Origin of the sequence: Nesterenkonia sp. NBAIMH1 (assembly GCF_007922635.1) — a bacterium.
Classification (GTDB): domain Bacteria; phylum Actinomycetota; class Actinomycetes; order Actinomycetales; family Micrococcaceae; genus Nesterenkonia; species Nesterenkonia pannonica.
In genome coordinates this window covers 1,457,621-1,470,362 of sequence record NZ_CP042335.1, presented here as the reverse complement: position 1 = coordinate 1,470,362, position 12,742 = coordinate 1,457,621, and the positions used below count along the sequence as shown (strand labels likewise).

At 62.2% G+C, this 12,742-nt stretch carries 5 protein-coding genes, 1 tRNA gene and 3 rRNA genes; all 9 read right to left on the bottom strand.

Annotated elements, in window-relative coordinates:
• Positions 1–3 precede the first annotated feature (3 nt).
• Positions 4–1,488 carry a sugar transferase gene (locus FS388_RS06930; RefSeq protein ID WP_246836140.1) on the bottom strand — a complete coding sequence of 495 codons (1,485 nt, stop codon included), beginning with the start codon at positions 1,486–1,488 and terminating at the stop codon, positions 4–6.
• Positions 1,485–2,390 (bottom strand): glycosyltransferase family A protein, encoded by a 906-nt coding sequence (locus tag FS388_RS06925; protein WP_168198635.1) that lies wholly within the window; start codon positions 2,388–2,390, stop codon positions 1,485–1,487. Before FS388_RS06925 ends, FS388_RS06930 begins: the two co-directional genes overlap by 4 nt.
• 382 nt (positions 2,391–2,772) lie before the next feature.
• Positions 2,773–2,849 (bottom strand) — tRNA-Pro (locus FS388_RS06920).
• A 120-nt stretch (positions 2,850–2,969) separates the two neighbouring features.
• Positions 2,970–3,086, bottom strand: a 5S ribosomal RNA gene (gene rrf, locus FS388_RS06915).
• A gap of 245 nt (positions 3,087–3,331) precedes the next feature.
• Positions 3,332–6,432 (bottom strand): 23S ribosomal RNA (locus FS388_RS06910).
• Between the two features lie 451 nt (positions 6,433–6,883).
• Positions 6,884–8,408, bottom strand: a 16S ribosomal RNA gene (locus tag FS388_RS06905).
• The 16S, 23S and 5S rRNA genes sit together here with 1 tRNA gene alongside, the layout of an rRNA operon.
• Positions 8,409–8,806: 398 nt before the next feature.
• The gene (locus FS388_RS06900; protein ID WP_146340750.1) at positions 8,807–10,306 is read right to left on the bottom strand and encodes a hypothetical protein; all 1,500 of its coding nucleotides are present in this window, start codon (positions 10,304–10,306) and stop codon (positions 8,807–8,809) included.
• Positions 10,306–11,298: a 23S rRNA (guanosine(2251)-2'-O)-methyltransferase RlmB gene (gene rlmB, locus FS388_RS06895; protein ID WP_146340749.1), complete on the bottom strand. Its 993-nt coding sequence runs from the start codon at positions 11,296–11,298 to the stop codon at positions 10,306–10,308. Before rlmB ends, FS388_RS06900 begins: the two co-directional genes overlap by 1 nt.
• On the bottom strand, positions 11,298–12,740 hold the full coding sequence (gene cysS, locus FS388_RS06890) for a cysteine--tRNA ligase (protein WP_146340748.1): 1,443 nt from the start codon (positions 12,738–12,740) through the stop codon (positions 11,298–11,300). Before cysS ends, rlmB begins: the two co-directional genes overlap by 1 nt.
• Positions 12,741–12,742 lie beyond the last annotated feature (2 nt).

Sequence of the window (12,742 nt, the reverse complement as noted above, 5' to 3'; positions counted from 1 at the left end):
TCCTCAGTAGGCCCCGGCGCCGACGGTGACGGCCCGGAGGGTGCGGAAGATGATGCCGATGTCTGATGAGAGCGACCAGTTCTCCACGTAGTAGAGGTCCAGCCGGACGCTGTCCTCCCAGGAGAGGTCGGAGCGGCCTTGGATCTGCCAGAGGCCTGTGATGCCGGGTTTGACGAGGAGGCGGCGGTGGCCGGCGTCGTCGTATTCGTCGACCTCTGATGCCAGGGGCGGACGGGGCCCGACGATGGACATGTCGCCGCGCAGCACATTGATGAACTGCGGGAGCTCGTCCAGGCTGCATCGTCGAAGCAGCCGGCCGGTGCGGGTCACTCGAGGGTCGGCCTTCATCTTGAACAGCACGTCGTTGCCTTCGGACTGCTCGAGCAGCATGTGCTTCTGCGCCTCGGCGTCAACCACCATGGAGCGGAACTTCAGCATGGTGAAGCGTGTGTGCTTGAGCCCCACACGTTCCTGCCGAAAGATGGCGCCTCCCGGGGTGTCTCTGCGCACTGCCCATGCAATGACCGCCAGCACGGGTATCAGGGCGCAGAGGGCGAGGAGCGAGAACCCGATGTCGAAGGTGCGTTTGGTCAGGGCCGCCGAGCCGGAGAGACGGGGATAGTCCACCTGCACGAGGGAGAGCCCTGCCACCGGCAGGGAGTGCAGGCGCGGTCCGCCGACGTCTGTCAGGGAGTGTGCGGCGATGACGTCGACGTCGAGTGCGGAGAGCTCCCACCCGAGTTCGCGCATCGTTCTGGGGTCGAGTGCGTCGGCGCTGGTGAGCAGCACGGTGTCGGCACCGGAGGCGGTGACGGCGTCGAGGATGCTGGCGACGGTGCACTGGGTGTCTGTGTCGATCACGGTGAGTCCGGCGCCTGGGCGGGCTCGACGAATCTGTTCGAGGGCGTGGCTGACTTTGGTGGGCTCCCCGGCGAGGACTGCGCGTCGGTCCCATAGGCCTGCGGCGCTGTGGACGGTGAGTCTGCGGCGCCACAGCCATCGGGTGATGAGCAGCAGTCCCAGGCCGAGGGGCAGGGCGATGATGAGGTAGCCCCTGGATATCTGCCATTGGGCAGCGAATGCGATGATCGCGAGGAGGCCGAAGACAGCGAACGTCGCTTGGGCGACTCGGCGGTATTCGACTGCCCCGCTGCCGATGATTCTGCGGTTTCTGCTGGCGGCGGCGCTGAGCGCTCCCATCCACAGGACGAGCAGGATGAGGGAGACGGCCCAGTGGTCCTGGCCGAACCAGGTGAGGGGACCTGGGGGCACTTCGTCGGGGACTGCGGCTCGGTCGGGCCAGATGTCGGTGAAGCGCACTGTGCGGGCTGTGACGAGGGCGATGATGATGCTGAGCAGGTCGGTGGTGAGGAGTCTGCGTCCGTATGCGTGCTGCCAGCTTCTGGTGCGGGCGGCTCCGCGAGGGTGTGCGGGGTGCAGGCTGTGCCGGGCTGGGGCGGCCGCGTCGGGGGCGGGAGAGGGTGTCACTCATGGGTGTGGCCCTTGTGGCGGCCGAAGTACATGAGGCCTGCGAGCCCGATCATGGCGGCGGTGGGGTGGGCTCCGGAGTACATGCCTTTGAGCAGGTGCTTGGCGCCCAGGGCGAGTGCACCGGATTCGAAGGCTCCTCGGGCGATGACGGAGGTGGTGAAGTCTCCGCGCGCTCGGTCGGAGACGGTGGCGGGGAGGCTCTGCAGCCATGAGCGAGTCCTGCCAGCTGGATGCGCGGGAGTCGGCTGCTCCGCGGGGTCGGGGAAGACTCGGACGAGGACGTCGTCGAGCTGGGAGATGCGGACGCCGGCTTCTTGGAGTCTGACGAGCCAGTCCCAGTCCTCTTGGTGGACGAGAGTGTCGTCCCATGGGACCCATTCGGCTGTCTCGCGGTGGCAGATGAGGGTGGAGGCGGGCATCAGGCATCGTCGGAGCCGGACGGTGGAGCGGTCCATGACGTAGTTGCCGATGGGGGTGCCGGGGACGTAGAGCCGCTCGGGTGTGATGCGGCTGGTCTGCTGCACTCGGAGGCTCCGGGAGGAGATGACTGTTGTGCCCCATGTGGCGGTGGCTTGGCGGAGCGCGTCGAGCTGGGTGTGGGTCTTGTGGGAGACCCAGGCGTCGCGTTCGTCGAGGAAGGCGATGTACTCGGTGGTGGCGGCTTCGACGCCGATGTTGCGTGAGGCGGCGAGGCCTTCTTCTCCGCGGGTGGTGATGAGTCGGTAGTGCAGCCCTGCGAGGCGCCGGCGGATGCTGGTCTCTGCTTGGGGCTTGTCGAGGACGATGAGTGGGGTGACGGGGATGGTCTGTCGGGTGACTGATTGGACGGCGTTCTTCAGTCCGAGCCATCCGGTGGAGACGATGATGGCAGTGACGGGAGTGTCGGTGTGGTTCGTCACTGGTGTGGCCCTCTCGGGGAGCGAGGGCGTCGTGCGTCTGCCTCGAGCGGCTGTGCGGTGACAACCACCCCCGTGCAGTAGAGGACGCACAGAAAGGTCCGCAGGATCATTGCGAGATGCCCCTTGAGCTGCTGGTAGTCGGTAGTGCGCATCGGTCAGATGCGCCACTTCCACTATCCTCGTGCGTTCGGCTCGCACCAAGCTTCTGCGGGGTGAACACTAAGGATCACCCGGGGGTGATCGGGGTGCTTGGGGGTGACGCCGTGGGGTGATGGCGCCAGCTGGGGGTGATTCTTTGCGGAGTGTGCGGCGGTGGCGCGGGCACGGGAAGAGCCCGGCATCGGGGTTCCGACGCCGGGCTCTTTCTGTGGGTGGTGATGGGTGGTCGGGGTGACAGGATTTGAACCTGCGGCCTCCTCGTCCCGAACGAGGCGCGCTACCAAGCTGCGCTACACCCCGGGGCGCTGTGCGCAGTTGTTTATCTTACAGGGTCTGTTTGTGGTGGAGCTAATGCGTGGGGACGCGAAAAAGGCCCCCGTGCTGCGTCTTTGCAGTTCGGGGGCCTTTTCTTGAAGAGATGTCCGGCGGTGACCTACTCTCCCACACCGTTACCAGTGCAGTACCATCGGCGCTGTGGGTCTTAGCTTCCGGGTTCGGGATGGGACCGGGCGTTTCCCCCACGCTATGACCGCCGTAACCCTAGACCAAACCACCCCAACATACCGGAGGGGTTTGGAAACCTATAAAAGGGTCACAACACGTGACACTATTCAACTGTAACCATTCAACCATCACCCCCACCATCAGTGAGGGGCTCGTGCTCACCACCAGCCACCCCCAAAAGAACTGGGGGGCAGGCGGGTGGGGTTTGTTGGTCAGGGACCGCAGAGTGGACGCGTAGCACACAGTGTTCACACCTATTGAGTGAAACGTTGTGGTGGTGGTGTAAGTGGTCGGCTTATTAGTACCAGTCAGCTTCACGCATTGCTGCGCTTCCACATCTGGCCTATCAACCCCATCATCTATAGGGAGCCTTCACACATTGAATGTGATGGAGATCTTATCTTGAAGCCGGCTTCCCGCTTAGATGCTTTCAGCGGTTATCCATCCCGAACGTAGCTAACCAGCGGTGCACTTGGCAGTACAACTGGCACACCAGAGGTTCGTCCGTCCCGGTCCTCTCGTACTAAGGACAGACCTTCTCAAATCTCCTGCGCGCGCAGCGGATAGGGACCGAACTGTCTCACGACGTTCTAAACCCAGCTCGCGTGCCTCTTTAATGGGCGAACAGCCCAACCCTTGGGACCAACTCCAGCCCCAGGATGAGACGAGCCGACATCGAGGTGCCAAACCATCCCGTCGATATGAACTCTTGGGGAGGATCAGCCTGTTATCCCCGAGGTACCTTTTATCCGTTGAGCGACGGCCCTTCCATACGGTGCCGCCGGATCACTAGTCCCAACTTTCGTTCCTGCTTGACATGCCTGTCTCACAGTCAAGCTCCCTTGTGCACTTACACTCGACACCTGATTGCCAACCAGGCTGAGGGAACCTTTGGGCGCCTCCGTTACTCTTTGGGAGGCAACCGCCCCAGTTAAACTACCCACCAGGCACTGTCCCTGGACCCGATCAGGGCCCGAAGTTAGATGATCCACAACACCAGAGTGGTATTTCAACGATGACTCCACCAGCACTAGCGTGCCGGCTTCACAGTCTCCCACCTATCCTACACAAGTGATGCGAATCACCAATACCAAGCTATAGTAAAGGTCTCGGGGTCTTTCCGTCCTGCTGCGCGTAACGAGCATCTTTACTCGTAGTGCAATTTCGCCGAGTTCACGGTTGAGACAGCGGGGGTCTCGTTACTCCATTCGTGCAGGTCGGAACTTACCCGACAAGGAATTTCGCTACCTTAGGATGGTTATAGTTACCACCGCCGTTTACTGGGGCTTAAATTCTCCGCTTCGCCCACAAGGGGCTAACGGGTCCTCTTAACCTTCCAGCACCGGGCAGGAGTCAGTCCGTATACATCGTCTTACGACTTCGCACGGACCTGTGTTTTTAGTAAACAGTCGGACCCCCCTGGTCTCTGCGGCCACCACACCCTTTCGGAGCAAGTCCTAATAGGCGAGTGGCCCCCCTTCTCCCGAAGTTACGGGGGTATTTTGCCGAGTTCCTTAACCGTGATTCTCTCGATCGCCTTGGTATTCTCTACCTGACTACCTGTGTCGGTTTAGGGTACGGGCGGCTTGAACCTCGCGTCGATGCTTTTCTCGGCAGCATAGGATCACCGGATCCCCCACCCGAGGTGGGGGCCCATCAAATCTCAGCCTGTATGACTGGCGGATTTACCTACCAGTCGGCCTACATTCTTAGACCCAGACAACCATCGCTGGGCGGCTACCTTCCTGCGTCACACCTGTTAATACGCTCGCTAGACCACTTCAGGTCCCACGCTACTGACTGCCGCGAAGCCCCCAAAAGGGGCAACTGCAGCAGCGTTCGGGTGGTTAGTATCAGCGGGTTCGCGTGGGCGGTTCTTCGCCGGTACGGGAATATCAACCCGTTGTCCATCGACTACGCCTGTCGGCCTCGCCTTAGGTCCCGACTAACCCAGGGCAGATTAAACGGACCCTGGAACCCTTAGTCATTCGGCGGACACGTTTCTCACGTGTCTTTCGCTACTCATGCCTGCATTCTCACTCGAACAACCTCCACCACTAGCTTCCGCTGCGGCTTCACCGGCTTGCTCGACGCTCCCCTACCCATCCAGGACGAACCTGAATGCCACGGTTTCGGCGGTGTGCTTGAGCCCCGCTAAATTGTCGGCGCGGAATCACTTGACCAGTGAGCTATTACGCACTCTTTCAAGGGTGGCTGCTTCTAAGCCAACCTCCTGGTTGTCTAAGCAACTCCACATCCTTTCCCACTTAGCACACGCTTAGGGGCCTTAACCGGTGGTCTGGGCTGTTTCCCTCTCGACGATGAAGCTTATCCCCCACCGTCTCACTGCCGCGCTCTCACGTCTCGGGCATTCGGAGTTTAGCTGACGTCAGTAACCTTGTAGGGCCCATCGGCCATCCAGTAGCTCTACCTCCCGGACGAAACACGCGACGCTGCACCTAAATGCATTTCGGGGAGAACCAGCTATCACAGAGTTTGATTGGCCTTTCACCCCTACCCACAGCTCATCCCCCCAGTTTTCAACCTAGGTGGGTTCGGTCCTCCACGCGCTCTTACACGCGCTTCAACCTGGCCATGGGTAGATCACTCCGCTTCGGGTCTAGACCCAGCAACTAAGACGCCCTATTCAGACTCGCTTTCGCTGCGGCTTCCCCACACGGGTTAACCTCGCTACTGAGCACTAACTCGCAGGCTCATTCTTCAAAAGGCACGCCATCACACCAACCAAGGGTGCTCTGACGGATTGTAGGCACATGGTTTCAGGTACTCTTTCACTCCCCTCCCGGGGTACTTTTCACCATTCCCTCACGGTACTGATTCACTATCGGTCAACAGGATGTATTCAGGCTTACCAGATGGTCCTGGCAGATTCACACACGATTCCTCGAGCCGCGTGCTACTCGAGAACCCAGATCAGCCGGCGGAACGCATGTCAACTACGGGACTCACACCCTCTACGGTGAAGGACTCAACCTTCTTCGTCTATACGCCCGCACCTCAACTGCCAAGACTGGTAGATCTTGGACACTGGGCCTCACAACCCCCATCACGCAACCCCTACCAGGTATCACACGTGATGGGTTTAGCCCCATCGGCTTTCGCTCGCCACTACTCACCGAATCACTTTTGTTTTCTCTTCCTGACGGTACTGAGATGTTTCACTTCCCGTCGTTCCCCCCAAACCGCCTATACATTCAGCGGCTGGTCGCGCACCATAACAGTGCACGGGGTTTCCCCATTCGGACATCCTGGCCTCAACGCTCGGTTATCAGCTCCACCAGGCTTTTCGCAGATTCCCACGTCCTTCATCGGCACCTGTTGCCAAGGCATCCACACATGCGCCCTTAAACACTTACACCCACTACACATAGCGATGTAAGCCACCAAACGACACATCAACGCACCAACCCCCAATCGGAGCCAGCGCGCAGACGAACACTCAACAAAAAAATTGCAAACAAAGATGCTCGCGTCCACTATGCAGTTCCCAAACAACAACCCCCACAGCCACCACCACACCAGACACGGTGCAGCAGACCTGCTGCAGAAGCACGATCCAAAAGGACGCCAACCAAACGGCTGCGGCCTCAGGACCCAACAGTGCGCCAAACACCAACCAGCAGACACCAGCCGCACACCCTTCCAACACACTCCAAAGAGCATGCGTACTAAGCAACTGCGGCCAACACCACCAGCCGGTGACCACGACAAAACGTGGTATTCGTTGATATTCCACCCATGAGCAAACCCCGGGACACCACATTCGGATGCCACAACGGGGCGGCCGCGACTCGCAGCCAGCTCCTTAGAAAGGAGGTGATCCAGCCGCACCTTCCGGTACGGCTACCTTGTTACGACTTAGTCCCAATCGCCGGTCCACCTTCGACCACTCCCCACAAGGGTTAGGCCGTGGGCTTCGGGTGTTACCAACTTTCGTGACTTGACGGGCGGTGTGTACAAGGCCCGGGAACGTATTCACCGCAGCATTGCTGATCTGCGATTACTAGCGACTCCAACTTCACGGAGTCGAGTTGCAGACTCCGATCCGAACTGAGACCGGCTTTTAGGGATTAGCTCCACCTCGCGGCATCGCAACCCACTGTACCGGCCATTGTAGCATGCGTGAAGCCCAAGACATAAGGGGCATGATGATTTGACGTCGTCCCCACCTTCCTCCGAGTTGACCCCGGCAGTCTCCCATGAGTCCCCGGCACTACCCGCTGGCAACATAGGACAAGGGTTGCGCTCGTTGCGGGACTTAACCCAACATCTCACGACACGAGCTGACGACAACCATGCACCACCTGTGAACCAGCCCCGAAGGGAAACCATATCTCTATGGCGATCCGGTCCATGTCAAGCCTTGGTAAGGTTCTTCGCGTTGCATCGAATTAATCCGCATGCTCCGCCGCTTGTGCGGGCCCCCGTCAATTCCTTTGAGTTTTAGCCTTGCGGCCGTACTCCCCAGGCGGGGCACTTAATGCGTTAGCTACGGCGCGGAAAACGTGGAATGTTCCCCACACCTAGTGCCCAACGTTTACGGCATGGACTACCAGGGTATCTAATCCTGTTCGCTCCCCATGCTTTCGCTCCTCAGCGTCAGTAACAGCCCAGAGACCTGCCTTCGCCATCGGTGTTCCTCCTGATATCTGCGCATTTCACCGCTACACCAGGAATTCCGGTCTCCCCTACTGCACTCTAGTCTGCCCGTACCCACCGCACGATCCGGGTTAAGCCCGGATTTTTCACGGCAGACGCGGCAAACCGCCTACGAGCTCTTTACGCCCAATAATTCCGGATAACGCTCGCGCCCTACGTATTACCGCGGCTGCTGGCACGTAGTTAGCCGGCGCTTCTTCTGCAGGTACCGTCACAAAAAGCTTCTTCCCTGCTGAAAGCGGTTTACAACCCGAAGGCCGTCATCCCGCACGCGGCGTCGCTGCATCAGGCTTTCGCCCATTGTGCAATATTCCCCACTGCTGCCTCCCGTAGGAGTCTGGGCCGTGTCTCAGTCCCAGTGTGGCCGGTCACCCTCTCAGGCCGGCTACCCGTCAAAGCCACGGTGAGCCACTACCTCACCGTCTAGCTGATAGGCCGCGAGCCCATCCAAGACCGCATAAAGCTTTCCACCACCACCCATGCGGGCGATGGTCATATCCGGTATTAGACCCAGTTTCCCGGGCTTATCCCGAAGTCAAGGGCAGGTTGCTCACGTGATACTCACCCGTTCGCCACTAATCCGCTCCCAGCAAGCTGGAAGCATCATCGTTCGACTTGCATGTGTTAAGCACGCCGCCAGCGTTCATCCTGAGCCAGGATCAAACTCTCCATTAGATGAATAGTTGATCTGGCATGTTACGTCTGACCACACGGGGGTGTGGTAGCGTAACTACCAATAAATAAATTGGTATCAACAAATTTGGCACACTATTGAGTTCTCAAGCAGCAATCGCTGTCGACACCACCGGAAACTTTGTTTCCGGATCGCTCCGAAGCAACTTTTCTATCTTACCTGACTCCCTGGCGGAGTGTCAACTCCGCTTTTCCGAGTCATTCTAGACAGGGTTTGGATCTAAGTGATCCTAGATCGCCTCAAGCTTTCTGCCTATCGGCTGTGCTCTGTGGCGCGGATAGAAACTTTATCTCATCTCCGCACCCCGTGCAACTCCGGATTTCTCCGGGTTTATGGGGCCGCTCCGAAGAGCGTGTGTATGACTCTATCTGTGCCGAGCTCAGTTGTCGACCTGGAGCAGCATGCTCGGTCGAAAGACCCACTGGCCGCGCCAGCGACGGAAGAGATCCAGTGCTTCTGTGAGCATGGCAGCGCGGAAGAACACGCTGTCCACGCCCGCCGAATCGGCGTCTGACTCCCGATAGCCGGACAGAAACGCCTGGGTGAACTCTTCGTACCACTGGCCGAAGTTCACCGGCTCGGCCGGCGCATCGCTCTGGCCCTCCTGCTCAGCCTCGGCGGCCTCCTGCTCGGCTGCCGCCCGCAGGATCTCCGGAGTCTCGGCCGCCACGCTCATCACCGCATCTGCTGCGGAGATCAGCACCGTCACCACGTCCCGCAGGCCCAGTGCGTGGGACATCAGCCCTTCGGGCTCACGGATCACCCACGCGTCTCCTGCGGTGCGATGCAGGTGCTCCGCGCCGAGGTCACCGTGGATCTGCTGAAGCATGAGCGGCTCGTCGGCATCGCGAAGCTGCATCCGCATCAAGTCGATGACCTCGTTGAGATCCGCCGCCTCGTCATCGTCGAACTCGCTACGGACCTGCTCCCACTGCTGGGTGAGAGTGGACTGAACGTTGGCGGTCATGATGCGCAGCTGCTCCTGCGTCTGCGGGTGCGCGCCGAAGGAGCCTGCCAGATCCGCGTGGAAGGTGCCGACCGCGCGGCCTGCTGCCCGTGCGCTGTCGCTGAGATCGTCGCCCGCCTGCAGCGCCCGGCGCATGATGGACGTGCCATCGGGCCCGGAGATCCCGGCCTCGCGAATGACGCCCAGGATGCCGGAGACCCAGTACCCCGCGTCGTCCGCATCATCCTTCTGCTTCCATGCGCCGTCGATCGTCCCCAGCACCTTGGGGATGACTTCGCAGTTGGCCTCGCTCAGAGTGATCAGAGATTCGAGGAGCTCATCCTGCTCCCCTGCGGGCCGGCGCAGCAGGTCCATGACGATTTCGTCGCGATCATGCTCGCCCTGCGAGTCGGCATGCTCTCGACGCACGATGGAGCGGGTCACACCTTCCTTAGGAGCGTCCGCGCCGGTGCGCCGGAGCTCAAGGGTCCAGGGCGAGCCGAACGCGAAGCCAGCGTGGGCACGGCCGCGCGACCGGCCGTTGCGGCTTCCCTGCTCGCGCCGGGACATCTCGATCCAAGCCGCCAGGAAGGCCCGGTCTCCGGCCCCGTCGTACACCCAGAGCTCACCGTGCTCGGGCGAGGTCAGCTTGCCGATGAAGGCCGACTTTCCGGCAATGGCCGAAGGCCGGGAGCGCAGCGCGACGGGAACGGAGATGCGGACCGGACCGTCCTGATGCGCCACCTCGAAGATATGAAGCTCCAAGAAGACCCGGCTGTCGGAGTCGCCCGCGGGTGTCGGCAGGCGAAGCCCGCCGACCCGCGTCAGGGACAGGCGTCCTCGTGGGGCACGGAACCAGGGCTGGCGCGGCAGCCACGTGCCCAGGACCTCGAAGAAGCCCGGCTGCTCCTCACCCCGGACGCGGGGGCTCATCACTGCCGGCCCCCCTCACGAAGAGTCGATATCTCGTACAGGCTGATTCCGACGGCCATCGAGGCGTTGAGCGACTCTGTGGAGCCGGCGATCGGTATGGACACGATGGTGTCGCAGGTCTCGGAGACCAGGCGCGAGAGGCCTTTGCCCTCAGACCCGACCACGAGCACCAGCGGCTCATCCGCCAGCTTGAGACCGGGAAGGCTTGCGTCCCCGCCGCCGTCCAGGCCCGCCACGAAGTAGCCCTGCTCCTGCGCATCCTTGAGCATCTGCGTGAGGTTCTTGGCCTGGGCCACCGGCACTCGCGCCGCAGCTCCCGCCGAGGTCTTCCACGCGGTCGCGGTCATCCCGGCACTGCGCCGCTCGGGCACCACAACGCCCGATGCGCCGAAGGCTGCAGCCGCGCGGAGGATCGCGCCCAAGTTTCGGGGATCTGTGATGGAGTCGCATGCGACGAAGAGCGGGGGGTGGGCGACGTGCCCCTTCTGGGCTCGCTCCAACTCGTCCCTGAGCAGGTCATGGGGGTCCGCATACTCGTACGGCTCCAGCACAAGAGCGACGCCCTGGTGCACCGCGTCGCCGGTGAAGCTGTCCAGCTGCCGACGACCTACCTCCTTGACGCGAATCCCCTGCTCAGCGCAGCGCTGCAGGGCCTCACGCACTCGGCCGTCGTACTCGATGTCCGTCGCCACACGCATCTCTACGGACGGAACCTGCTCAGCCAGCGCCTCTACGACCGCATTGCGTCCGGCCACAACATCGTCCGCTCCACGGCCGGAGCCTCGCACCCGCGGCTGCTGGGCAGCACGCTTGGCGTCGGCCCGCTCGGCCAGCTGCTTCTGCCGGTACGCCTTGTGATACACACGGTCCTCGGCTTTGGGCGTGGGGCCCTTGCCGGCCAGCTTCCGCCGGCCCTGGCCTCCGGAGCCGGACGTCGGGCCCTTCTTCTCCTTGCGGACGGCCGCGCTCTTGGGACGAGAATCCTTCGCCATCAGTCCTCCACCTTCTTCAATGTCCAGGAGGCGCCGTGCGGAGTGTCCTCCACTGCGACGCCGGAGGCGCTGAGCCGCTCACGGATCTCGTCCGCGCGCGCATAGTCCCTGCTCCTCTTAGCTTCGGCCCGCTCCGCCAGCTGCGCTTCGACCAGTCGGCCCAGGGAGGCTGCCTCCAGTCCTCCCGCCGTGTCCGGCTCGGGCACGTCGGCGAGGCCCAGCACCTCGAGCATCCGCCGCACCGACGCCCCGCAGTCTGCAGCGTCATCCGTGCGGCCATCGTCCAGCGCGGCGTTGCCGGTACGGACGGTTTCGTGCAGAGCCCCCAGAGCGGCAGGCACGTTGAGGTCGTCATCCATGGCCTCGGCGAATGCGGCGGGCAGCTCGCCGCGCACCGCAGGATCGGAGGCCGGCGTGCGGGCCAGGAAGGTCTCGATCCTCTCCAGGGCCGCTTCGGCCTCCTGGAGCGAGCCTGGGCGGTAGTCGAGCTGGGAGCGGTAGTGCGCCTGTCCCAGGAAGTAGCGCACCGCTTTGGGGCGCGCCTGATCCAGCATCGTCTGCGGGGAGATGGTGTTGCCCAAGGACTTGGACATCTTCTGCCCTTCGAAGGTGACCATCCCGTTGTGCAGCCAGAAGCGGGCGAACCCGTCTCCCGCCGCCGCTGACTGCGCGAGCTCATTCTCATGATGGGGAAACCGGAGGTCGAGGCCGCCGCCATGGATGTCGAAGGTGTCGCCCAGGTACTTCGTCGCCATCGCGGAGCACTCGAGATGCCAGCCCGGGCGTCCTGTGCCCCACGGCGAGCTCCATGCCGCGGTCTGCGGCTCACCCTCCTTGTGCCCCTTCCACAGGGCGAAGTCCCGCGGGTCGCGCTTGCCGCGCGGATCGGCATCCGGAGCGTCCTGCATCTCGTCCACGCTCTGCCTGGTCAGCTCGCCGTAGGACGGCCAGGAGCGGACGTCGAAGTACACGTCTCCCGATCCGTCCTCTGCGGGATAGGCGTGGCCGGCGTCGATCAGCCGATGGACCAGAGCATGCATCTCGGTGATGTGCCCCGTGGCGCGGGGCTCGTACCGGGGCCGGCGCACCCCGAGCGCGTCATAGGCGGAGTGGAAGGCCTGCTCGAACCGGTAGGCGAGCACGAACCAGGGCTCCGCCGCCGGATAGTCCTCACCCGGCTCGAAATCTGGTGCGGAGGAGGCGGCCGCCTTCTCGAGGATCTTGTCGTCGATGTCAGTGACGTTGCGCACCGACAGCACGTCGAACCCGCTGGCCTCGAGCCAGCGGATCAGAATGTCGAAGGCCACTGCCGATCGGACGTGCCCGACATGGGGACGGCCCTGGACCGTTGCTCCGCAGTAGTAGAGCGACACGCGGCCGGGCTGAAGGGGCTCAAAGTCGCGGATATCCGCGGTCTTGGTGTCGTACAGTCGCAGTGCCACGT